Raw genomic sequence first — 24402 nt, 5'->3', positions numbered from 1 at the left:
AAATGAATAATGCAATAGTACTTAATAACGTAAATACTAATTTATTTAAAAAAGATATTGTTAATAATTTTGTCAATAATCTTATGAAATCTACTTGCTCTACTATTGCAAATATGCTTGCTATAGATTATACGCTAAGGCTTAATTCTAAACCAGAAGCTGAAAAATATATTAATAAATGTATTTCTAGACTCAAAAATTATTTAGGTATGCGGGTTATTAACGATGATAATTTTTCCGTAGCATTAGAGTTATTTGCAATAATGATTACTTCTGAAGACGAAAATGAGCAAAATAAGAATAATATTTTAGAGCAATCACAAGATATAATAGCAGAAAATCTTGTAGAAGTTTATTTTGGAGATGAAATAAATAGTACCGAAAAAGAAAAAACTAACAATATATTTAAAACTCTTTTAAAAGAGAAGAATTTTGACAAAATAATAAATTATGCGGAGTCTCACAAAAAATTATTTAAGGCTTCTGTAATGTATGCAATGAAGAAATATAATAATATTGATGAAGCAACCATCTATATAAAGAAAGAATTTAATAAAATATTAGAGATGTCTTTAGTATTTACACAAAAAAGTAATATATTTAAACAAGCAACCGGAAAAATCGCCGGTGCTGTTTGTGCTTTATTAGTCGGAGCAATCAGTGTTGCGACTGCGGGAGCGGCTTTTTCTATCATAGTTGTACCGGCATCAATTTTTGCCGTCAGATATGCACCTGAACTTGGTGAAAAAATTGGAGGATTAATTTTGAATAATGATAATGCAATAAAACTAGAACAAAGCAATATAGATAAGCTTATGAAAACATTACAAAATGATAAAGAAAGTCTTCTATCTCAAGAAAAAACAAAAAACATCAAACAAAATATTAAAGTTTTTCCTTCTCAAATCAATGCTAAATTAACTAAGAAAGTGGTTAATGAAAAACATAGATAGGGTATAGTCATTGCAAGAAGAATTACGTAGTAATTCGACTAAGCAATCCAGTAAAAATTCTGTAAATCAGAATTTTTTAATTATTTTTCTAGATTGCCACATCGCTATGCTCCTCGCAATGACGACTACGGTATCAACGCAAGCAAAGCTATTCGCATGAAATAAAGTTATTTTTACTTGAGAATATAAAATATTACTCTTATTATCTTTTTTAAAATCAATAAAATAACTTAATGAGAAAAGTAGTAATATCCGGCATGATCGGCAACGCTTTAGAATGGTATGATTATGCATTATATGCGCAATTTGCTTATATTATAGGGCAGCATTTTTTTCCGGATCCAGAAATGCGAGAGACTTTAACTTTTGCGGTATTTGCTGCAGGCTTTGTAGTACGACCGCTCGGCGGTGTTATTTTCGGTAATATAGGTGATAGATTCGGTAGACGTACTGCTTTGGTGATGGGTATTATAGCTATGGCAATACCGACTGCCGGGATAGGGCTCTTACCAAGTTATAAAACTATTGGAATTGCCGCTCCTATTATTTTAACTATTATCAGACTCATACAAGGTTTTTCTTTAGGAGGGGAATTTAGCGGTTGTATTTCGTATATTGTAGAACATGCTTCGTTCGAGCAGCGGGGACTTGCGGGGAGTAGCTCATTTGTTAGTATGTGCGGCGGTATGCTGCTTGGACTTGGTACAGCAGCCGGTTTTTCTTATTTTATGCCTGCCGATATGCTATTTGAATGGGGTTGGAGGATACCTTTTATTGCCGGTTTATTTATTAGCTCCGTAGGTTTATATATTAGAAAAAACCTAGCAGAAAGTCCTATTTATAAAAAAGCTAAGGGCACAGGGCGTTTAGCACGTTTTCCTTTACGAGAAACATTAACAAAATACCCAAAAGAACTAATTATCGCACTTGGTCTGTATATTACCGTAACTGCTCCTTTTTATACTTCTACGGTTTTTATTGGTAATTTTATGCAAACACTCGGTTATACTAATCAGCAAAGCACAATTGTTAGTAGTATAATATTAATCGTAATGATGATAGTATTTCCTATATCTGCGTATGTTTCGGATAAGGTGGGGCGACGTCCTGTACTAATATGGGGGATTATCTTGTTAATTTTATCAGTCTATCCTATTTTTGTAGCCTTAGGGTCGATGAATATTACTTTAGCTATAATATCTCAAGTAATATTTGCTGGAGTTATTAGCATTTATATGGGACCTATTCCAACGGTTTTAGTAGAGATATTTCCGACTAGCATAAGATTTACCGGTGTTGCACTTTCATACAACCTTGCAGCTGCTATATTTGGCGGTACTGCTCCAATGTTAGCAATGATATTAACGAAAGTTACCGGAGACAATTATGCTATTGCATATTATTTAATTGCACTTGCCTTGTTATCTTCTATAATTCTAAAATTCTATAAAGAAACCTATAAAAAGAATCTAGTAAATTAATATGCATGAGCGAAGTTTTTGAAATACCAAACGGTGAAAGCAAGGTTTTACTCCATTGTTGTTGTGCTCCTTGTGTTGGCCCTTTAATGGAAAAAATGATCGATACCGGCATTAAGTTTATGCTTTTTTTCTATAATCCTAATATTCATCCTAAAAAAGAATATGAGCTTCGTAAAAACGAAAATATTAAATTTGCCGAGAAACATAATATAGAATTTATCGATGCAGATTATGATCCGCAAAATTGGTTTAGGCGTGCTAAAGGGATGGAGTTTGAGCCTGAGAGAGGTATACGCTGTACAATGTGTTTTGATATGCGTTTCGAGCGTACGGCTTTATATGCTTATGAGAACGGCTTTAAAGTTATAACTAGCTCGCTTGGTATTTCTAGATGGAAAGATATGAACCAAATTAATGAATCAGGAACTAGGGCGGCATCTCATTATGAAGGGGTGACCTATTGGACTTATAATTGGCGTAAAGACGGCGGTGCTAGCAGAATGTACGAAATTGCCAAAGAAGAGAACTTTTATAAACAAGAATTTTGCGGCTGTGTTTATTCTTTCCGTGATACTAACGATTGGCGAGTAGCAAACAATCGCCCTAAAATCGAGATCGGCAAGGAGTATTATTAAGACTTCAAATTAATAAAAAAATATTTTATTTTTTTGAATCTTTATATTATAATAATCTAGACAATCTAGCTATATGGGGATTTTATATGAACAAATGGCAGTTACACGAAGCAAAGAATAAGTTAAGTAATATTATTGATATTGCAATGCATGGTACCCCTCAATGTATTACAAAAAGGGGTGAAGAAGCAGTTGTAATTATTAGTATAAAAGACTATAAACAACTTACTAAACAAAAACCTGATTTCAAAGAATATTTATTGAGCATACCTAAGACAGATAATTTGGATATTCAGAGAGCAAAAGGGTATGCTAGAGATTTTGAATTATGAAATATTTATTAGATACTAATGTTGTATCTGAAATTCAAAAGAAAGAATCCAATTCTCAAGTAGCAGCATGGTTTTCAATTGTTCATTCTAGCCAGTTACACTTAAGTTGTATTACTATCGGCGAAATAAGAAAGGGAATATCAAAATTAGCAAAGAAAGATAAAATAGCAAGTTTGAAATTAGAAAAATGGTTAGAAAGAATAATAATAGACTATAATGAAAGAATTCTTAATATTGACAAAGAAATGTGTGAGGAGTGGAGTGAATTAATGAGTATTGATAGTACGAATGCAATCGATGCTTTAATAGCTGCACAGGCAAAACAAAGCAATATGGTACTAGTTACTAGAAATATCAAACATTATAATATGTTTAATATAAAAATATTCGATCCTTTTAACTGATCAAAATTTTCTTTCCCAATAATAATACCCTATGAAAAAACTATCATTTCAGCAAATTATTCTGACATTACAAAATTATTGGCAGGATTATGGCTGTGCAATATTGCAGCCTTACGATGCCCATGTCGGAGCCGGTACGTTTCACCCTGCAACTGTGCTTCGCTGCCTTGGTATTAAACCTTGGTCTGTTGCATATGTTCAGCCATCAAGAAGACCAGGGGATAGCAGGTATGGCATGCATCCTAATAGAATGCAGCATTATTATCAGTTTCAAGTTATCTTAAAGCCGTCGCCGGATAATATTCAAGAGTTATATCTTAAAAGCTTAGAATGTTTAGGCATAGATTTAAAAATTCATGATATCAGATTTGTTGAAGATGATTGGGAGTCGCCAACCTTAGGTGCTGCCGGGCTTGGCTGGGAAGTATGGTGTAACGGTATGGAAGTATCGCAATTTACTTATATGCAGAAAATCGGCGGTATTGAATGCCGTCCCGTTGCCGGTGAAATCACTTATGGACTCGAGAGGCTTGCTTTATATATTCAAGGTGTTGATGAAGTAAGAGAGCTTGATTGGAACGGGCAAGTAGGCGAAAAAGCTTTAAAATACGGTGAAGTGGATTTCGAAGCTGAACGGCAATTTTCAAAATATAATTTAGAGCTTGCCGATAGTGAAATGTTACTGCGACATTTCAAGGATAGCGAAGACCAGTGTGAGAGATTAATCAAAGCTAATTTACCTATGCCGGCTTATGATGAATGCCTTAAGGCAAGTCATGCATTTAATCAACTAAATGCACTTGGAGTAATTAGCGTCACTGAGCGTGCTTCTTATGTTTTAAGAGTGCGTCATTTAGCTAGAATTTGTTGTACAAAATGGTTGGAGATGAACAAGTGAGCGAGTTATTATTAGAGCTATTTAGCGAAGAAATTCCGGCTTTTATGCAAAAAAATGCTGAAGAGGGTTATTTAAATATATTCACGAAAATTTTTGAAGAAAACGAAATATTTGCAAAAGTACAAGTATTCGCGGGACCTCGCAGGATAACGCTGCATGCTACCCATTTGCCAAAGATAACTTTGCCAAAAGAGGAAGAAATTAAAGGACCAAGCATAGCAGCTCCGGAAGCCGCTATTAACGGCTTTTGTAAAGCTCATAATGTTAGTAAATTAGAGCTTTCTACTAAATTAATTAGTAATCAGCTATATTATTTCTTTGTCAAAAAAACAGAAGAAAGAGAAATAAAAGAGATTTTGCCGGAGATTATTATAGAGGCTATTAATAAATATAGCTGGGCAAAATCGATGTTTTGGGGTGATTACAAAATAAAATGGATTAGACCTCTGCGAAATATTTTATGCATATTTGACGGTGAAATATTACCGATGCAATTTGGGCATTTAACCGCTAATAATATTACGTATGGGCATCGTCTTACTGACAATAAAAAATTAGAAGTAACAGATTTTGAAGATTATAGAAATAAGCTTTTAGAAAATCATGTTATTTTAGAAAGAGCAAAGAGAGAGGCAATAATTAAAACCGGTTTACTGGAACTAGCAAATTCTCATGATTTAATTATAAAAGAAGATAATCGTTTAGTAGAAGAAGTAGCAGGGCTTAGCGAATTTCCTGTTGTACTGCTTGGAAAAATCCCGCAAAAATTTTTAGAGTTACCTAAAGAAGTACTTATTTCTTCGATGCATACGCATCAGAAATATTTTTGTTTATTTGATAAAACAGGAAATTTCACACCGTATTTTCTCTTTGTCAGTAATGGTAGATTTACAAATGCTGAACTAGTTATTCAAGGTAACGAGAAAGTTCTATCAGCACGTCTTTCGGATGCTTTATATTTTTGTAAGCAGGATATAGCTAAAACTTTAGCATCAAGATTAGGCCAATTAGAAGCTGTAACATTTCATGCAAAGCTTGGTAATTTAAGAGAAAAAATTGAACGCATAACCGATATTTGTAATTATATAGCTCCAAATAATAAGGATTTGATTACAGCAGCTAGACTTTGCAAAAGTGATCTTGTTTCTGATATGGTCGGGGAATTTCCGGATTTACAGGGGATTATGGGTTATTATTATGCAAAACATGAAGGGCTAAATGCAGAAATAGCCGCTGCAATTAGAGACCATTGTAAACCGCAAGGTTTGAGCGACAATGTACCAAGCGGAAATGCGGCTTTACTTGCTTTAGCCGATAAGCTAGATAGTTTAGTAGGTTTGATGATAGCAGGGGAAGCACCAACAGGCTCAGGTGATCCATATGCCTTAAGACGTCAAGTTCTTGGTATAATAAGAATAATACTTGAAAATAAATTAGAGCTAAATTTTAATGATTTAATTAATTTTTCTATAAACTTATATAAAGATTCATCTGACGAAAATAAGAATTTAATAATATCTTTTTTTGAAGAAAGAGCAAAGTTTTACTTTAAAAATGACTATGATATTGCGTTAATTAATGCAGTTCTTGACTTAAATTTAGTAGATACAAACTTTAAACTTGATGCGTTAAAAGAATTTTTAATAGAAGACGCAGGCAAGCAATTATTAAATGCTTACAAACGAGCTAGCAATATAATTGGTGATCAGAAAATTACCGGCTTAGTTGATGCGAGTCTCTTTAGTACACAACCTGAAAAAGAATTATTTGAAGTAATCCAAAAAATTTCTCCGCAAATTATAGATAGTATAGCTGATAAAGATTATAAGAAAGCCTTAAATTTATTATCGTCTCTATTAACCCCCATTACTAGCTTTTTTGATAATGTACTCGTTAATGACTCTGATCCAAAGATCGCTCAAAATCGTTTGTCGTTATTACAGAATATTTGCGAGTTATTTGATAAAGTAGCTAAGTTTAACCGCTTATGATAAACAAAGCAGTTCAATTTATAAAATCAGGTAAAGTGGTTGTTTTTCCGACTGAAACAGTCTATGGGATTGGTGCGGATGCCACAAATAATGAGGCGTGTTTAAAGATTTTTCAGTTCAAAGAGCGCCCTGCTATCAATCCGCTTATCGTGCATGTCTCCTCCATAGAGCAAGCAAAGGAAATAGGGGAGTTTAACGATTTAGCTACAAAAATAGCAGAAAAATTTTGGTTTGGACCATTATCTATAGTTGTCCCTTTAAAAGAGAATGCAAATATTGCCCCTAGCGTAACAGCAGGACTAAATACCATAGCACTTCGGATACCGTCTTATCCTGTAGCGTTAGAGCTTATCAGACAATCAGGCATACCTATAGCTGCCCCAAGTGCTAACCCTTCAAACTATATTAGTCCGACTAACGCTGAGCATGTCACAAAACATTTTAAGGATAATCAGGAAATTTTTATTTTAGTACCTGAAATCTATCAATCTAAATATGGGCTAGAGTCAACGATAATCGATACAACAACTGTTACTCCTACTATTCTTAGAGAAGGGTTTATAACTGCTGAAATTTTAGGAGAAATACTAGGGATAGAAGTTTTAAAAGCATCAGAGACAAGTACTATAAAAGCTCCGGGAATGCTTGCAAAACACTATTCACCAAAAGTACCGGTTAGGCTAAATGCTATAAATTTAGAGGATAAAGAAATCGGATTAAATTTTAGCAATAGCAATCTTACAGGAAGATTTTCATTAAACTTAAGTGTAAAAGGTGACTTTATAGAAGCCGCTGCAAATCTTTATGCTTATTTAAGAATACTTGACGATTATGCTGCATCTCATGATGTAAGAGGTATAGCAGTTAGCCCTATACCTCAAGTGAATATAGGGGTTGCAATTAATGATCGCCTAAAACGTGCCGCAAAATCATAAATTTCGGCGTTCTATTCGCCTTAATAGCTTTTCGATGATATTTGGTAATTACATAGTTATCGTGCGGTTTTAAATAATCATTTTTATTTATAATTTCAAAATTACCATTCTGCTGTATTAACTCTATTGCTTCATAAAAATAATTTTCGATATCGGAAGCAAATACTAAATTACCATTGTCTTTTAGCTTATCTTGTAAAATCTTAAGTCGTTCTTTATTGAAAATACGTTTCTTTTTTTGCTTATTTTTTATCCATGGATCGGGAAATAAAATATAAATTCCATCAAGGCTATTACTTGGTATCTCATTTAATATTAAATCCAAATTATTAGGGAATAATAAAAAATTCGTGATATTTTGTTCGCCTGCAAGCTTTAAAACATTTGCAACTCCGTTTAAATATACCTCTACCCCAATAAAAAGTGCATTAGGATTCATTTGAGCTTGATTAATGAAATGCTCACCCATACCAAAGCCTATCTCAAGAAATACTTTACGTTTTTTATTTACAAGCTTTTCTTTAGAAAATAAATATTTTGGTAGTTCGTTATCTAATAAATTCTGTTGTACTCCTGATAAGCTTTTACCGATACGTCTTGCATATGACCGATTGAGATTAATAGGAGAAAATAATATTACCCTACTGTGACCTTGTAGATCCTTATAAACGCTTTCAATATTATAACCATGATCTAAGAAAATTTGGGTTACCGCTTCTTCCTGTTTAAACCCTATTTCTAATATAATCTTACCGTTTGGTTTTAAGAATTGTTTGGCATTTTCGGCGATGAGAAAGTAAGCTTGTAGTCCATCTTTTTCAGCAAATAAAGCAATAGACGGTTCATAATTGATTGTTTCAATTGCCATCTCTGATTTTTCGCTGTGAGCTATATATGGCGGGTTGCTAACGATAAAATCAAATTTCTGAGTTTCAATATTCTCAAACCAATTACTGTGAATAATCTGAATGCGATCCGTTACCTCATATTTTGCCGCATTACTTTTGATAAGTTCTATAGCATCAAGACTTATATCGGTCGCAATTACATTAGCATTCGGTAACTCACATAATAGACTGATAGCAATGCAGCCGCTACCTGTGCCAAGTTCTAGGATGTTTAAGAATTTGTCATTGTAGTTTTCGCTTATGTCATTCCCGCGAAAGCGGGAATGACATTGAAATACAACATCCACTAAAACTTCAGTATCGCTTCTTGGAATTAATACATGTTTATTAACAATAAATTCACGTGAGTAAAATTCTTTAACACCTGTAATATATACTATCGGTTCATGCTTTAATCTTCTTTCTAACAGTTTTTCAAAAGCTTCTATCTCGGCTTCATTTAACTGCTCATCAAGATTAATAAGTAAATACTCAATAGGTTTATTTATAACATGCTGTAGTAAAATTCGTGCCTCTAATTGCGGCGAACTAATACCTATTTTATTTAATTTATCTGTAGCGTCACTAAGAATTTGCTTTATAGAACATTGCATGGAAAGTTTTATTTTCTGCCAAAATTTTTCATTTCTAAAATCTCATCTACACTACCTAGCGGTGCTCGTTTTTTAAGTTCAGTAAATTCACGAAATATATTATTACCAAATTGATTCTTATAATATCCGGGTTCTAGAGTTATAATATCTATTTTAAGATAATTTTTGGTTTTAGGTATTTTAATTATTTTCATAAACCGTTTTATGTTATTATATCACCAATTATTTCTGAATAATATTCATGTTCTATATAGCTATTTTTAAAGCTAAGATTTGCTAATGTTTCTAAATCACAAGTGATTAAAGGTTCTTGTTCGTGTTGATTTTTTAATAAATAAGGACTAGTACAAAACCAAGCGAACTCTCCTTTTATCTGGTCAGCAGTTAGTTTATTTAGTACTTCACCATTTTTCCCATACAAAATAAAGTCAGAAGAAGCACCATATCCTGCTTCGGTAAATTTTATGAGAGCTTTCTTCTCACCTAAAATTTCTTGTTGATTTTTTAAAATACATTCTAAATAAGCTTTAAAATAATGCTTATACTCTTGTCCCTCATATCGTGTACACTTAGTATTTTGATATTTAGATTTTCATTCCTCTAAAGATTCTTGCGGTATTTTTGTGTCTTGATGTCCTATATATATTTTATCTAAAATTTGTTTTTTCTCATATTCTTTAATAATAATATGAGTCATATTTTTTGTTGGAACAGTAATCATATATTCTTTTTTGTTAGGATAAATAATCTCTGCACATTTAGCAATAAAACTATGAAGTTTAAGAGAAAGACTTGAATGTTTTTTAGTATTATTATAGTCATATATTGGAGCTTTTGTTATTCCTATATGTGAAATAAAATTTGTGTTTTGAGAAGTTGCCATAGTTATAATCATTTCTACCGATGGTATATCAATACTACTTTTCTGTTCCCATGCTTTATTATAGGTAAAAACTACATATACATCTGTTAAATCTTGGTCATGATATTCTATGCTAGAGTCAAAAGCATCTAGTTCCATAAAAGCTTTTCTATATTCTTTTTTCCCGGACTGGTTTATAAACTCCCCCTGTTTCTTTGAGACATTTTGCCAAGTAGTTACATTTACTCCATTAACTTTTACCATATAAAAGATGTAAGTCATCTTCTACTTCATAATGATAAATTTCTGATTTTACTTCTTGTGCTTCATATAGCTTTGTAAAAAGATGTTGTAAATTAGAATATTTCTATTTTACTGAAATCAAATTCAGAGAAAATCCGCAAAGCTTGCATATATTGCATGTCTATATTATCAGGTGCTTTTGCTTCTTTGCACGCAACTTTTATAATCAGAAATTTTAATTTCATGTTCTGTACTATATTGGGAAGAGCTAGCAATTTTTATAGATTGCGGTTTAAAAGATAAATTATTACCTAATTTTAAAATAAAATCTTTTACTTCTGGCCAATCTCTATAATTTGATATATCTAAGGCAATAATTTTGTCTGTGAAGTAAAAATCTCTTCTAAGCTCGCTTTTTGTTTTCTAAGGTTTAAAATACCCTCTTCCATAGAATATAAGGCTTCTTCTAATTTAGCATTAGCTTTTTTCATTTTATAAATCTTTTAAATATTAATCCTTAATGTTATATTAAAAATTAATATTTTGTCAATTATAAACTAATTATCTCTTCCATATCCCTTGGCAACTCACAAGAAAATTCCATAATCTCATTACTAGTCGGATGAGTAAAACTTAAATACCAAGAATGCAGGGCTTGACGTTTAAAATCAATTAATTTTGCCTTTAGTTCAGGGGGAGAATGAGCAATTTTTCGGTCGTTATTGCCGTAAGTTTGGTCGCCGACTACCGAATGCTTTAAATGGCTTAACTGTACTCTAATTTGGTGAGTTCTACCCGTACTAAGCTTGCACTCCACCATACTAATACTACCTTTATAAAATAATTCTAGAGTCTTATAATGTGTAACGGCTTCTTTGCCGCCATATTTTAATATGGTCATTTTTTGGCGATCGCTTCGGCTGCGACCTATATTATTCTTAATGACTCCTTCTAGCGGATTTATTACTCCCCACACTAACACTTTATATTTCCGTATTACCTGCCTTTGTTCTATCTGATTTGCAAGTAGCATATGTGCTTTATTATTTTTAGCAACTACCATCAAGCCCGTAGTGTCTTTATCTAAACGATGTACTATCCCGGGTCTTTCTGATGAGCCGATATCCGATAAGTTTTTTGTATGATGTAATAAAGCATTAACAAGCGTATCGTCATGATGCCCTGCTCCCGGGTGTACCGTCATACCTGCAGCTTTGTTAATTACTATCAAATCATCGTCTTCATATATTATATCAAGTGCTACATTTGCTGCTGCCATTTTTAGCTCTTCAGGTTCTTTAAAAGAAAATAATATAATATCATTCTCCTTGACCAAAACATCAGGATCAGAAATAATTACATCATTAACTAGTACTTGCGAATCTTTAATAGCTTTTTGGATTTGATTCCTTGAAACATTTTCAAGAAGCGATGATAGAGCTTTATCAAGCCTTATGCCGTTTAGTTCGTGTGGTACGGAATATTTTAACATATTTTATTTTAAGATAATGAATAATACGCTTAAATGGTTAAGTGCAATCGGTGTTGAATATTATTGCCATGAACATCCACCGCAATTAAAGGTACGTAATAATACTGAACTAACTGAAAAGCCACAAGTAAAACTTATGTCTACAAAAGAAACTGCATTCAATATGAATGATAAAGTTCATGATAATATAACCCTAGCAAGATCTCTTGCCGATAAAGCTAATAATATCGAAGAACTAAAAGAATCTCTACTAAATTTTAATGGTTGTGAACTTAAGAAATTTGCTACTAATACGGTTTTCGGTGACGGTAATTTGGAAGCTAAAATTATGTTAATAGGCGAAGCCCCAGGAAGTACCGAAGATTTGAAAGGAATACCTTTTTACGGCGAAAGTGGCAATTTACTTGATAATATGCTACACGCTATCGGAATTTCACGAAAAAATAACGCTTATATTACTAATACGGTATTTTGGCGTCCTCCTGCTAATAGACAGCCGACGTTCGAAGAAGTCGATATTTGTAGACCTTTTGTCGAGAAGCATATTGCTCTTATTAACCCGAAGCTAATTATTCTAGTCGGTAGCACGGCTGCAACTAGCTTACTTGGAAAAAATTCGGGTATTACTAAAATTAGACAAGAATATTATTTTTATACCAATAAATATCTATCCGCTCCTATTCAAACTACGGCAATTTTCCATCCTGCCTATTTACTCCGCCAACCTATGCAAAAACGCACCTCTTGGTATGATTTACTCAAGATTAAGGAGTATTTAGTCAATAATAGACTTCTTGCATAACTTGTACATTAATCTAGTACTCACAGCTTCACGTACTTTTCAAAATAATTTTCTACTGGACAATTAGTCGTATATATGCGACAGTGTAATCATCTCTAGTTAAGCTTAATATGCAAAACACTAAACAAATACAATTTTTATAACAGATATTCTGCTATCAAATGCAGGTAATAAAGATGCTCAAGGCAAAGATATTAAAAAAGCCTTAGAAATAATAGAAGAAGTTTATAAACGAAATTGAGGGTGTTATATGGAAAGTTTACAGATTATTTAAAAGAAAAATTACAAAATGAGGAAATATTAGTAGGGTGTATTAATGAAGCGTTAGAGCAATATTTCGTGGATCATAATAAAGAAGCTCATATAAATAGACAACATATATATAGAATGTTATCTAGTAAAGGTAATCCAAGTGTCGACAATATAGGATCTTTATTAAACGCTTTAGGCTTGCAGTTGAAAGTAGAAGCATGTGCGTTTTAAATTTTCATTAACCTTGCAAGTTGAGCAAGATATCAAAGAAAATTTTTAAATCCTAATAAATCATAATTCATTTCTAATTTCATTAAATTATGGTTATACTTACTGGTGTATAAAAATAAGGTATATCCATATGACCAATGAAAATAATAATGATTCAGAATTTGCTGAATTAAAAATCAGAGGAAAAATATTTGAATTACCTATACTTAAAGCAAGTATCGGTGAGGATGTAATCGATATAAGTAGGGTATCTGCGGAAGCCGATTGCTTTACTTACGACCCGGGTTTTATGTCTACTGCTTCTTGTCAGTCTACTATCACCTATATAGACGGTGATAAAGGAATCTTGCGGCATCGAGGATATGATATTAAAGACTTAGCTGAGAAAAGTGATTTTTTAGAAGTAGCATATTTACTGATTTATGGGGAACTACCAAGTGGCGAGCAGTATAATAATTTCACTAAACAGGTTGCTCATCATTCATTAGTGAATGAAAGATTACACTATTTATTTCAAACCTTTTGTAGCTCTTCTCATCCTATGGCTATTATGCTTGCGGCTGTTGGTTCTCTTTCGGCATTTTATCCTGATTTATTGAATTTTAAGGAAGCAGACTACGAACTTACCGCTATTAGAATGATTGCTAAGATACCTACCATCGCCGCAATGTCTTATAAATATTCTATAGGACAACCGTTTATTTATCCTGATAATTCGTTAGATTTTACCGAAAATTTTCTGCATATGATGTTTGCAACGCCTTGTACGAAATATAAAGTAAATCCAATAATAAAAAATGCTCTTAATAAGATATTTATCCTACATGCCGATCATGAGCAGAATGCTTCTACTTCAACAGTCCGAATTGCCAGCTCATCCGGAGCTAACCCTTTTGCTTGTATTAGCACGGGTATTGCCTCACTTTGGGGACCTGCTCACGGCGGGGCTAATGAAGCGGTAATAAATATGCTTAAAGAAATCGGTAGTTCTGAGTATATTCCTAAATATATAGCTAAAGCTAAGGATAAAAATGATCCATTTAGGTTAATGGGTTTTGGTCATCGTGTATATAAAAACTATGACCCGCGTGCCGCAGTACTTAAAGAAACGTGCAAAGAAGTATTAAAGGAACTCGGGCAGCTAGATAACAATCCGCTCTTACAAATAGCAATAGAACTTGAAGCTATCGCTCTTAAAGATGAATATTTTATTGAGAGAAAATTATATCCAAATGTTGATTTTTATTCGGGTATTATCTATAAAGCTATGGGTATACCGTCGCAAATGTTCACGGTACTTTTTGCAATAGCAAGAACCGTAGGCTGGATGGCACAATGGAAAGAAATGCACGAAGACCCTGAACAAAAAATCAGCAGACCTAGACAGCTTTACACCGGTTATGTACATAGAGAGTATAAGGGTATTCGGGAGAGGTAAACATTGTCGTCATTGCGAGCGACTGCAAGGAGCGTAGCAATCTCAAGAGATTTGATGAGATTGCCACGTCGCCTCGCTCTTCGCAATGACGTTGAAAATATAAATCATATGCATTTTATTGATGAAGTTAAAATATGTATAAAAGGTGGGGACGGTGGCAATGGTTGTGTTAGTTTCCATCGTGAGAAATTTATTGACAGAGGCGGACCGGATGGTGGTGATGGTGGACGTGGCGGTAGTGTTATTTTCAGGAGTAATCACCATCTTAATACGCTAGTAAATTATCGATATGAACAGCATTTTACCGCAGAAAACGGCGAAAACGGTAAAGATTCAAATAGAAGCGGTAAATCAGGAAAATCATTAGTTCTTGATGTTCCGATCGGTACTCAAATCTTTTCCGAGGACGGCAATATATTATTGCATGATTTCACTGTGGATGATCAAAGCTTTGAAATAATTAAAGGAGGAAGTGGCGGTCTTGGTAACAGCCATTTCAAATCGTCGGTTAATCAAGCTCCAAGAAAGCGTACGGAAGGAGAAATTGCCGAAGAAATGTGGATTCATTTAAGTTTAAAACTTTTCTCTGATGTTGGGCTTGTGGGGCTTCCAAATGCCGGTAAATCTACTTTTTTATCCGTTGTAACGGCAGCCAAGCCTAAAATTGCCGATTATCCCTTTACTACTTTAGTGCCGAATCTTGGAGTGGTATATGTTGATGACGAAGAGTTTGTCATGGCCGATATTCCTGGCTTAATTGAGGGGGCTCATCAAGGTCACGGACTTGGCGATAAATTCTTAAAGCATATAGAAAGATGTAATGTATTAATACATTTAATAGACGGTTCTAGTAATGATGTAGTTGCAGATTATAATACAGTACGTCTTGAGCTTGAATCATATTCCGATTATCTAAAAAATAAAGTCGTAATCATATGTCTTAATAAATGCGATGTTCTCACAGATGAGGAAATACAGGAAAAAATAAATAAGTTGCAGAAAGTTACTAATAAAGAAGTTTTTCCTATCTCTACCTACACTAATGCTGGAGTAAGTAAAATAGTTAAACTTGCTTTAGAGACTATAAAAAATCAGGAGTAATAATACTAGGTATTGCCTGCGTGGATACTGAGGATTTGTCATTGCGAGGATTCCTGAGATTGCCACGCGTACTAACGTTCGCTCGCAATGACGACTTAATATCCACACAATAATATCCCCTCGCAATGACAATTAATAAACTTTAAATTAAAGTAATACGTTGCTCTTCTGCTTCTAGATATTTCTCTAGCTCTTCCTTAGTATATTTCTTTTCTTTAAGCTTTATTTCGTGATTAAATATATATTGTACAGCTTTATCTTCTAAGGCAGGACCTTTAAGTCCTTCAATTGCTCTAGGATTATTTTTATAAAAATCAAATATCATATTTTCCTGCCCAGGAAAATTACGTGCTTGTTGCATAATAACTTTTCTTAAATCATCAGGCTCTAATTGCAAATTTTTAGATTTTGCATATTCAGCAAGTAATAAGCCTATTCGCACACGGCGTAGGGCTAATTTATTATAATATGCTGTTATTTCTTTAGAGGATTTATCTTTCAATAATGATTCATCTTGTTCATTTTGATCGGTCCCGGACTTTAGAATATTTTTTTCTTGCTCTAATAAAGATTCTGGTACATCAAAATCTAACAATTTTTCTAACTTATCAAATAAGTTCATTTTCATTATAGTATTAATAGCTTCTTCCGACTCATTTTCTATTTGTTTAGTAAAATGTGTACGCAATTCTTCAAGGCTATTACTTTGGAATTTTTTAGCAAATTCGTCATCGATAACGGTAGGTTCTGCAGTATGTACTGCTTTAATTTGTACTACAAAACGAGCATCCTTACCTGCTAAATCTTTAGCATGGTAATTTTCAGGAAAAGTAACATTAACATCTACTTCACTACCTGTTTTAGAACCTATTAATTGTTTCTCAAAACCGGGAATAAGTGCATTACTACCTATTATTACCTTAAAATCATTTAATTTACCGTCCTCAAAAGCTTTCTCCTTGATGTACCCGATTGCATCAATAGTAACCTGATCTCCGTCTTTTATTTTTGCTTTACTTTCTTTAGTATAGTTTTTTGTTAATGCGGCAAGTTTTTCTAGTTGTTCTTCAACATCTTTAGAGTTTACTTCTAATTTTGGACGATCTAGTGAGATTTTTTTAAAATCCGGAATAGTAATTTTAGGTAATAGCTCTATTTTTACGGTAAATTCTAAAGTTTTATCGGATTCGTTTTGTAATTCTTCAATTTTGGGTCTACCGATTATATTTAGATTATGCTCTTTAATAATGTGATTTACTGAATGGTTAATTCTTCTTTCTATTATATCATTCCTGACGGAAGTACCGTATTTTTTCTTAACAATTGAAACCGGTACTTTACCGGCTCTAAAACCTGCTATTTTAACTTTTTTGGTTAAATCAAGTAATTCTTTTTGAATATCGTCATCTATCTCACTTAAAGGAGTAGAAATTCTTGCATGAAAATTCAATCCTTCGTTTTTTAATACGGTAATTCCCATTTTAATAATCCATTAATTCTGTATATAGTTTGCTAATCAAAATAAACTAAAGAGCTGAAATATGCAATAGTTTTTGTAAAATCCCATTAGGATTAGGCATTGCTAACTGTGAGTTTCGCAGAACTCACCTTTGCTGGCATATAGTCGTCTATTTTTGCAATCACTAACTATTTCGCGTTGGCACTTAACAGCAATTGAGCCATTTCCATAACAGTAAGCTCCTGCTTCTTATAATTTTCAAGGGCTTTAATAATTTTGGATATATCAAATATCTTATCGGTATTATTAATATAACAAATTTAGCCCGATTTCCCTTTTTTATTGTATTAATGTTCGGTGCGGTGTTTCATATAGTACGTAATAACCTGTTTAATGTGTGTCTATAAATCATGATAATAATTTTTCTCTTTCTTACTTTGCTTTTAGCATTAAGTAATCGTTTATCATTGCTTGCTTCCTCTTTTTTCTTTGCTTCTTCAGGATAAGTATCAACTAGCCAGGTTGCTATTTTAGAAGCAGTAAACTCTTTGCCGGCATGAGTTTTAAGGAGTTTAATAATTGCAGTTTTGTGGTCAAAAAAAGACATATTCGGTAATTATATTAAGTTAAAATTCATATTACTTTATTTTTTAGATATTGCTAAATTAAAGATGGATATTGTCATGAGCTAAGCGACTAGCCGTAGTCGATTTTGTATAAGTACTTTTTTCTTTTTTGTTATTGCTCGTTTGTTCTTTATCTGAGTTAACTTTAAAAGCTCAATAATTACAGCTTTGTATTGAAATTTTGCAGAAAAAATAAATTATAAATTCTTCAAAGTAAACAAATTAATTATATAGAAATTAATATTATAGTGGTATAAAAATACAACTACTTTTTAAATTATGTAAAGATAAGGTATTTATGGGGTAACCCTTTATTTTTTAAAAAGAATTTAAAAGGTTATATCTTACTTTTTTTAGAGTATATTTCAATAAACTAGATGATTTAGGAGCAAAAGCAAGTAAATAAATTGGGTATAAGATTTGTGGCATTGTTAACCAAAGATAGATATCATCATGAGCTAAACAACTGAAAGCATTGTTGCGTGGAGGCCAAATCGTCATTGCGAGGCGCGAAGCAACGTGGCAATCCAAAAAAATAATTAAAAAAATTCTGATTTGCAGAATTTTTTACTGGATTGCTTCGTCGAATTACTACGTAATTCTTCTCGCAATGACGGAAAACCAATCCACGTAACAATGCCACGCAGGAATAACATTAAGAGCATTTTTTATTAGACTGCTTCGTCAATTACTGCGTAATTTTCCTCACAATGGCATTAAGCAATAAGATTTAAGCGTACTTCTTCGTTAAGTTCTTTAGCAGAAGATAATTCTATATCAAGTTCGGCAAGTATCTGCACTAAAGCTACAGATAAATCATTGATCATTTTGTCGGTATGGGCAGGGGTTGGGATGATTCGGAGGCGTTCCATACCTCTCGGTACGGTTGGAAAATTGATATGTTGAACGTAAATACCGTATTCATTAAGGAGCATATTTGAGGCTTTCGTCGCTTTAATCGGATCACCAATAATTATCGGCACTATATGACTTTCATTTTTCAAATAAGGTATATTAAAACGTTCAAAAGAATTTTTAAGTTTTGTAACTACTTCTTGATGTTTTATTCGTTCTTCATTTGATTCTTTAAGATGTCTAATACTATGCGTTGCAGCGGTAGAGATTACCGGCGGCAATGAAGTAGTGAAAATAAACCCTGGAGCGGTTAGTCTTATAGTGTCGACTAAATTATGGTTGCTAGTGATATAACCGCCAATAGTACCATATGCTTTGGCAAGCGTCCCTTGAATAATATCGATTTGATCACTACAATTAAGAAGCTCTGCAATACCGCCACCCTGTTTACCGTATAAACCGACCGTATGAACTTCATCGATAAAGGTTAAAGCATTATATTTCTTGGCTAAGTTGATTATATCTTTGATAGGTGAGAAAAAACCGTCCATAGAGTAAGCCGATTCAAAAACAATAATTTTCGGTCTATTAATATCGACTGATTGTAAAAGCTCTTCTAGATGCTTAACGTCTAAATGTCTATATATATATTTCTCGGCTCTTGAACTTGTAATCCCTGCAATTATTGATGCATGATTTAGCTCATCGGAGAAAAATACTATATCCGGCATAATTTTAGCAAGACTTGCAAGCGTTGTATCATTTGCAACAAAACCGGATGTAAAAACTAAAGCTGCTTGCTTTTTGTGTAAATTTGCAAGTTCTTTTTCAAGCTCAAGAATGGCGATATTATTACCGCCGATATTGCGAGTTCCGCCTGATCCAACACCGTATTTTAGCAAGGCATCTATAGAAGCTTGCATTACTTTTGCATGTTTACTCATACCCAAATAGTCATTAATGCACCACATAACTATTTGTTTATTAGCGTGTTCTGCAAAAGGAAAATTATCGGCTTGCCTTTTTAAGGCCTTAAATTCTCGATATCTTCCTTCGCTTTTGATCTTATCTATATGTTTGCTAAATATAGTATCGTAATAAGACATTTTCTCGATGTCATTCCCGCGTAGGCGGGAATCCATTGTTATTAATTATAAAATTCTATTCAGATATTTTGAATGTTCTTCCTGAATTCCCGCCTACGCGGGAATGACATCGAACAGAACAATACTTCCAAACTCACGTTTGCAACTATTCTACATTAAAATTAAAAAAGTTTAAAGTTATAATATGGCTTTTTGTACAATGTCGTTTAATCTCTTTGAAAATGCACCTGTATCAGCAACCGGTTCACCCTCTAAAATACAGGCTTGATCAAATATTAGATTAACCAATTCTTCATTATTTTTATTATTTGCTTTTAAGTCGTTAAAGATTTTCTCTATGATTTTATTTTTAGGGTTTAACTCTAGATTTTTAGCTGAGGCATTAGCTATTTGTTTCTGCTCAATCAAAAATCTCTCCATACGAATATCCATAGCAGTGTCGCTAACGGCAAGACAAGCAGGACTTGAAGTAAGTTTTTTAGAGATCTTAACTTCTTTTACCAACTCCCCTAGTGTCTCTTTAAAATAATCTGTTAGCAATTTATATTCATCATGGGATTTTTTACTATCTGTATTTTTCTCCTCAGATTGTGAAGTAGTTTGCTCTACATCGATATCACTTCTTGTCGCTGATTTAATAGCATGTTCTTTATATTTGCTATTAACATTTACCCAAAAATCATCCACTGTATCGGTAAAAAGTAATACATCGATTTTTTTACTTAACAACCCTTCGATTTGTGGGCTTGAAAGTAATTTATCGGGGTTATCACCGCTTAAATAATATATAGTACTCTGCCCTTCTTTAAAATTCGCTATATATTCGTCAAGGCTGATCATTTTATTATGCAAGGCACTTCTGAATATGCATACCTCTAATAATTTTTCATGATCGGTAGTAGCCTCACATAAACCCTCTTTTAAAGCACCGCCGAAATTAGCCCAAAACTTATTATATTCTTCAGGTGATTCCTCTTTCTTTTTTCTAAGCTCGCCAAGCACTCTTTTTGTAATAGCACTTTTGATTTTCTCAAGCACACTATTATGCTGCAGTGATTCACGGCTAATATTTAGTGGTAAATCTTCTGAATCAACCACGCCTCGTAAAAATCTTAAATATGACGGGATTAAATCTATATTCTCATCAGATATAAATACTCTTTTTATATATAATTTTACTCGCCTTTTGCGATCAGGGTGGAATAAATCAAATGTTTTGCTTGATGGAATGAAAAGTAGGTTAGTAAATTCTATAGCTCCCTCATTTTTATTATGCATAGTTATCCAAGGGTCATCAACGGCATAAGATAGGCTTTTGTAGAATTCTTTATATTGTTCTTCCGTAATTTCCGATTTCGGTCTTGTCCATAATGCAGAAGCTGAATTAAGCTGGATTTCATTATTACCAGCTTCATCAAAGAAATATATCGGTACTGCTATGTGATCGGAATAGCTTTTAACGATGTGTTTTAATCTAAAATGATCAAGGAATGTATCTTCTTCCTTTTTGATATGTAAAACGATTTCTGTACCTCTTGTAAACTCTTTATCTAAATCTGAGACAGTATATTCACCAAGCCCGTCTGATTCCCAAATATGGATTTTATCTTCCCCAGCTTTTCTTGAGGTTACAGTCACTTTATCGGCTACCATAAAGCTTGAATAAAATCCAACACCAAATTGACCGATTAGCATATTGTCTTTTTTAGAATCACCGGATAGGCTTTTAAGAAAATTTGCCGTACCCGATCTTGCAATAGTACCGAGATTTTCAATTAAATCGTCTTTATTCATGCCGATGCCGTTATCACGGATAATGATTTGTCCGTTATCTTTATCGACTTTAACCGTAATTTTAAAATTGCTATCGCCAGCTACTAATTCACTATTACTTTGAGATAAATAACGTAATTTATCACAAGCATCCGAAGCATTGGAAATTAACTCCCTCATAAAAATCTCTTTATTACTATAAAGAGAGTGAATCATTAAATTTAAAATCTTGCCAACCTCGGCATCAAATTTCTTTTTTTCTTGTGTCATAATTATTCCAGTTAATAAATTATTTTTTCGTTATATGACTGCTTATGTCATTCCTGCGGAAGCAGGAATCTAGAAAATAATAAATATAAACTGGATTCCCGCCTATGCGGGAATGACATTGGAAGTCTAGCAACAACTGTACCTTATTTAATATAGGAATTAATAATCAAATTTAAATAGTCTTCATTAATATTTTTTATCAATATCGTTTTTAAGCTATGAGTATGACCTTTAATAATTTCGATATTACTACGTGATAATTTCCATTCTTTTGCTAAATAATTTATGATTTCTTCATTCGCTTTACCTTGTTCCGGTATTGCTTTTATAGATAATTTTAGATATGGGATATTATTAATAATGACAAAATTGCTAATTAAATTTTGTTTAGAATTAGGCTTTACTTTAAAACTAAGTAAAGCCTGATGTGAAGAAGAATTGTAATTGTAGAATTTATCCATGAATATTTTTTATCATATTTGCTCATTATTTTTAATAAAAAAAGAATCCTTGAAAAACTTTGCTTAAACTGATATAATGCTTGCCATAAATGTTTAGCACCCTTAGCTCAGCTGGATAGAGCAACAGATTTCTAATCTGTGGGTCAGAGGTTCGAATCCTTTAGGGTGCGCCATTCTTCATTTTTCGGTATTTCTACAAACGTATCAAACCGCAGATGCAGCATAAAATCAAGCTTTTGACCGTTTAACTGAATATTAATTGTCTTTCACCAAGTCTCTAAACTAAGCAGCTTTTCTCTTTCTTCTAAAAAAGAAGAAATGATTATTAATACCCTCAAAGAACTATCATCAGACCATTCTGGTGTAATGCTTAATTTAAAACCGAGTAATAACGAAAAAGAGTTTAAAGAAAAATTAGAAAAGATTATTAATACTTATGCAAAAGGGAAGGAAAATCCTGAAAACAAAAAAGCAATTTCTCAAGAAATCAAAAAAGAATTAGAGAATCTAGATATATGGTGCAGAGAAACAGCTAAAAAAGATAATTCGCATGTTTTTAAAAATATTGGACAAGTTATAAAACATAGTTTTAAAGCTTTGGCTAACATAGGAAATAAAGAAGCTTTCAAAAAAGAACAGAAAGAAGTAGGTATTTATATGGATGCTATAACACATGCTAATAAAAATACTAAACAAACACTAGAACGCATAAGGGCTACTATTAACAAACATAAATCTTCCCTTCCTCATTCTATTACTACTCCCGAGAATATATCGCAAAAAAGCAAGCGAGGATCTGTAGAAAGATAAATAATAATTACTCGAAGCTGGTAAATGGGTCGATAATCGTCCACTAGGGCGTGCCATTAACCGAAAACCAACAAGACGCCTTAATCTCGTTTATTTTCAACTGCGGGGCTGGGGCATTTCAAGCATCAACATTGCGGCAAAAGCTAAACCGAGGTGAATGTGCAAACGCTGCTAACGAGTTACTGCGATGGATGCATGCTAAAGGCGGTCTTAAGCTGCAAGGCTTAGTGAAACTTCGGCAATATTATAAATTATAATTATTAAAACTTCTGATTACTTCCTTTAATTCTCAATAATACGCGTTTTATAATTTTTGCTGAGTGTCTTAAACTAAGAGATATTACAGGAAACCTGCTATAAATATTTATCAATTAAGCAGACATCACCGGAGAAGGAGTAAAAGATTTTGTCGGATAATTTCCACTTTCTTTCTCCAATTTTTCAAAATGAAATATACCAAATCCAATACTTGTTGGAATCATAATAATTAATACCCCCCAGTTTCCAAAGGTTTTTATTAAATGAGGAAAACCAAAAGAGCTAATAACATACATACAAGCAGCTGATACAGCATATGTAAATGTTACGGAAGTAAAGCGTTTAAAGATTGGAATAAGTGCTTGAATATGGATTAATAATATTTCCTAATGCCTAATTACAAATCAGAGGAATATCTAATATATTAGACCAAACTTTATCCCAACCTTTTGAATGAGAAATATTAGGAAAAGTTTGCTTTTTTACACACGGTGAGTTACTTGTTTTTACGTAAAGTGCTGCTATGAAAGGCGGGACTCTTTTGTCATCCATGCCGGAGAGATGTAATTGAGGGGTATTATTAACCTGTTTTGCATAATTTATCGGGTTTAAGGATTTAACTAAGTAACCACGATAATTATGATATTTATCAAACTTTTTAGTATCTAAATTACCAGCAATCGTTATAATATCTTTAACATTACTATTTTGAGCGGCAATTAATATTGTAAGCCCGCCGCCACCGGAGAAGCCGACTAAGCTAAATTTTTGTCCGTTATTGATAATATTTATGACATTGTTAATTGAATCTACGACTTCCTGCCCCATTCTTTTATCTAACCAATAATCGCTAATGCATTTTGAGTTCATTTCTAAAGGAGTATATTGGCAAGGTCTTGCTATATAAACAATATTCGGTCTTTTATCCATTGTAGCAAGCTTTAAGAGCATCGGATTAACTGGAGTCGGGTTGTCGGAATTAGCATATCCATCCGCAAGATGTCCATCTCCCTCAATATAGAATACAAAAGGTAGGTTACGGTCGGTAATACGCTGATAAGTCGTAAGAGTAAAATCACCACCGTTTACTAGCCTCATCTGAAAGTTATTTTGAGTTGCTATATCTTGCGAATGCTTTACCCTGCTAGCTACATCATGAGTAGTAGAACACCCTGAAAGAAATATTGGTATTAAAAATATTATTGCCCAAATAAAATTTTTCATAACAATTTT

General features: G+C 32.9%; 27 protein-coding genes and 1 tRNA gene. 15 read left to right on the top strand and 13 right to left on the bottom strand.

The genetic code is table 11. The features are described 5' to 3' along the window. The first annotated feature begins 2 nt into the window (after positions 1-2). From MCI_RS03710 to MCI_RS03675, 8 genes are all read left to right on the top strand, one after another. A complete protein-coding gene (locus MCI_RS03710; protein WP_014409710.1) occupies positions 3-953 on the top strand; it encodes an RP853 family protein in 951 nt (316 codons plus the stop codon). A 233-nt stretch (positions 954-1186) separates the two neighbouring features. After that, positions 1187-2434, top strand: a complete 1248-nt coding sequence (locus tag MCI_RS03705) for a metabolite/H+ symporter (protein WP_014409709.1) — start codon at positions 1187-1189, stop codon at positions 2432-2434. Between the two features lie 5 nt (positions 2435-2439). Next, positions 2440-3069, top strand: a complete 630-nt coding sequence (locus tag MCI_RS03700) for an epoxyqueuosine reductase QueH (RefSeq protein WP_014409708.1) — start codon at positions 2440-2442, stop codon at positions 3067-3069. A gap of 86 nt (positions 3070-3155) precedes the next feature. Then, on the top strand, positions 3156-3401 hold the full coding sequence (locus MCI_RS03695) for a type II toxin-antitoxin system Phd/YefM family antitoxin (RefSeq protein WP_004997145.1): 246 nt from the start codon (positions 3156-3158) through the stop codon (positions 3399-3401). Next, a complete protein-coding gene (locus MCI_RS03690) occupies positions 3398-3805 on the top strand; it encodes a type II toxin-antitoxin system VapC family toxin (protein WP_014409707.1) in 408 nt (135 codons plus the stop codon). Before MCI_RS03695 ends, MCI_RS03690 begins: the two co-directional genes overlap by 4 nt. Before the next feature lie 31 nt (positions 3806-3836). Further along, the gene (locus tag MCI_RS03685; RefSeq protein WP_014409706.1) at positions 3837-4703 is read left to right on the top strand and encodes a glycine--tRNA ligase subunit alpha; all 867 of its coding nucleotides are present in this window, start codon (positions 3837-3839) and stop codon (positions 4701-4703) included. Then, positions 4700-6694, top strand: a complete 1995-nt coding sequence (glyS, locus tag MCI_RS03680; RefSeq protein ID WP_041404207.1) for a glycine--tRNA ligase subunit beta — start codon at positions 4700-4702, stop codon at positions 6692-6694. Before MCI_RS03685 ends, glyS begins: the two co-directional genes overlap by 4 nt. Then, positions 6691-7629, top strand: a complete 939-nt coding sequence (locus tag MCI_RS03675) for an L-threonylcarbamoyladenylate synthase (RefSeq protein ID WP_014409704.1) — start codon at positions 6691-6693, stop codon at positions 7627-7629. The genes glyS and MCI_RS03675 overlap by 4 nt, the downstream gene beginning before the upstream one ends. On the opposite strand, the gene trmB is transcribed toward MCI_RS03675, so the two are convergent. The 6 genes from trmB to MCI_RS03645 form a co-directional block, all read right to left on the bottom strand. Next, positions 7595-9130 carry a bifunctional peptide chain release factor N(5)-glutamine methyltransferase PrmC/tRNA (guanosine(46)-N7)-methyltransferase TrmB gene (gene trmB / locus MCI_RS03670; RefSeq protein ID WP_014409703.1) on the bottom strand — a complete coding sequence of 512 codons (1536 nt, stop codon included), beginning with the start codon at positions 9128-9130 and terminating at the stop codon, positions 7595-7597. The genes MCI_RS03675 and trmB overlap by 35 nt on opposite strands. Before the next feature lie 8 nt (positions 9131-9138). Next, a complete protein-coding gene (locus tag MCI_RS03665) occupies positions 9139-9324 on the bottom strand; it encodes a hypothetical protein (protein WP_014409702.1) in 186 nt (61 codons plus the stop codon). Positions 9325-9332: 8 nt separating this feature from the next. Then, positions 9333-9551, bottom strand: a complete 219-nt coding sequence (locus tag MCI_RS03660) for a hypothetical protein (RefSeq protein WP_041404113.1) — start codon at positions 9549-9551, stop codon at positions 9333-9335. Between the two features lie 171 nt (positions 9552-9722). Beyond that, positions 9723-10256, bottom strand: a complete 534-nt coding sequence (locus tag MCI_RS03655) for a hypothetical protein (RefSeq protein WP_232202619.1) — start codon at positions 10254-10256, stop codon at positions 9723-9725. A gap of 344 nt (positions 10257-10600) precedes the next feature. Then, positions 10601-10726, bottom strand: a complete 126-nt coding sequence (locus MCI_RS10285) for a hypothetical protein (RefSeq protein ID WP_014409701.1) — start codon at positions 10724-10726, stop codon at positions 10601-10603. Positions 10727-10785: 59 nt separating this feature from the next. Then, positions 10786-11727, bottom strand: a complete 942-nt coding sequence (locus MCI_RS03645) for an RluA family pseudouridine synthase (RefSeq protein WP_014409700.1) — start codon at positions 11725-11727, stop codon at positions 10786-10788. A 16-nt stretch (positions 11728-11743) separates the two neighbouring features. Between MCI_RS03645 and MCI_RS03640 the strand changes: the two genes are divergently transcribed. From MCI_RS03640 to obgE, 4 genes are all read left to right on the top strand, one after another. Further along, the gene (locus MCI_RS03640; protein ID WP_014409699.1) at positions 11744-12529 is read left to right on the top strand and encodes a uracil-DNA glycosylase; all 786 of its coding nucleotides are present in this window, start codon (positions 11744-11746) and stop codon (positions 12527-12529) included. 297 nt (positions 12530-12826) lie between these two features. Continuing rightward, positions 12827-13012, top strand: coding sequence for a DNA-binding protein (locus MCI_RS03635; RefSeq protein WP_410526316.1), 186 nt, complete (start codon positions 12827-12829; stop codon positions 13010-13012). 130 nt (positions 13013-13142) lie between these two features. After that, complete coding sequence (locus tag MCI_RS03630) at positions 13143-14450, top strand: citrate synthase (protein ID WP_014409697.1); 1308 nt, start codon at positions 13143-13145, stop codon at positions 14448-14450. A gap of 108 nt (positions 14451-14558) precedes the next feature. Continuing rightward, positions 14559-15551, top strand: a complete 993-nt coding sequence (obgE, locus tag MCI_RS03625) for a GTPase ObgE (protein WP_014409696.1) — start codon at positions 14559-14561, stop codon at positions 15549-15551. 142 nt (positions 15552-15693) lie between these two features. Here the strand turns inward: obgE and tig are convergent, their stop codons facing one another. The 5 genes from tig to MCI_RS03600 form a co-directional block, all read right to left on the bottom strand. Further along, positions 15694-17031, bottom strand: a complete 1338-nt coding sequence (gene tig, locus MCI_RS03620; protein ID WP_014409695.1) for a trigger factor — start codon at positions 17029-17031, stop codon at positions 15694-15696. A 346-nt stretch (positions 17032-17377) separates the two neighbouring features. Next, on the bottom strand, positions 17378-17617 hold the full coding sequence (locus tag MCI_RS09800) for a hypothetical protein (RefSeq protein WP_014409694.1): 240 nt from the start codon (positions 17615-17617) through the stop codon (positions 17378-17380). A gap of 735 nt (positions 17618-18352) precedes the next feature. Then, positions 18353-19597 (bottom strand): 5-aminolevulinate synthase, encoded by a 1245-nt coding sequence (gene hemA, locus MCI_RS03610; RefSeq protein ID WP_014409693.1) that lies wholly within the window; start codon positions 19595-19597, stop codon positions 18353-18355. Positions 19598-19774: 177 nt separating this feature from the next. Beyond that, on the bottom strand, positions 19775-21640 hold the full coding sequence (gene htpG / locus MCI_RS03605; RefSeq protein WP_014409692.1) for a molecular chaperone HtpG: 1866 nt from the start codon (positions 21638-21640) through the stop codon (positions 19775-19777). Between the two features lie 143 nt (positions 21641-21783). After that, positions 21784-22101 carry a DUF167 domain-containing protein gene (locus MCI_RS03600; RefSeq protein WP_004997180.1) on the bottom strand — a complete coding sequence of 106 codons (318 nt, stop codon included), beginning with the start codon at positions 22099-22101 and terminating at the stop codon, positions 21784-21786. Between the two features lie 96 nt (positions 22102-22197). On the opposite strand from MCI_RS03600, the gene MCI_RS03595 reads away from it, so the two are divergent. The 3 genes from MCI_RS03595 to MCI_RS03585 all read left to right on the top strand — a co-directional run bounded on the left by MCI_RS03595 (position 22198) and on the right by MCI_RS03585 (position 23168). Further along, positions 22198-22274, top strand: a tRNA-Arg gene (locus tag MCI_RS03595). A 145-nt stretch (positions 22275-22419) separates the two neighbouring features. Further along, on the top strand, positions 22420-22911 hold the full coding sequence (locus MCI_RS07000; RefSeq protein WP_014409691.1) for a hypothetical protein: 492 nt from the start codon (positions 22420-22422) through the stop codon (positions 22909-22911). A gap of 50 nt (positions 22912-22961) precedes the next feature. Then, positions 22962-23168, top strand: coding sequence for a lysozyme (locus MCI_RS03585; protein ID WP_014409690.1), 207 nt, complete (start codon positions 22962-22964; stop codon positions 23166-23168). A gap of 114 nt (positions 23169-23282) precedes the next feature. Here MCI_RS03585 and MCI_RS03580 read toward each other — a convergent pair whose 3' ends face one another. Together MCI_RS03580 and MCI_RS03575 are read right to left on the bottom strand one after the other, a co-directional pair. Further along, positions 23283-23552, bottom strand: coding sequence for a hypothetical protein (locus MCI_RS03580; protein WP_041404112.1), 270 nt, complete (start codon positions 23550-23552; stop codon positions 23283-23285). A 10-nt stretch (positions 23553-23562) separates the two neighbouring features. Further along, positions 23563-24393 (bottom strand): alpha/beta hydrolase family protein, encoded by an 831-nt coding sequence (locus tag MCI_RS03575; RefSeq protein ID WP_014409688.1) that lies wholly within the window; start codon positions 24391-24393, stop codon positions 23563-23565. Positions 24394-24402: the final 9 nt, after the last annotated feature.

The organism is Rickettsia montanensis str. OSU 85-930 (assembly GCF_000284175.1).
Lineage (GTDB): Bacteria > Pseudomonadota > Alphaproteobacteria > Rickettsiales > Rickettsiaceae > Rickettsia > Rickettsia rickettsii.
This window is presented reverse-complemented; position numbering and strand designations above follow the sequence as displayed.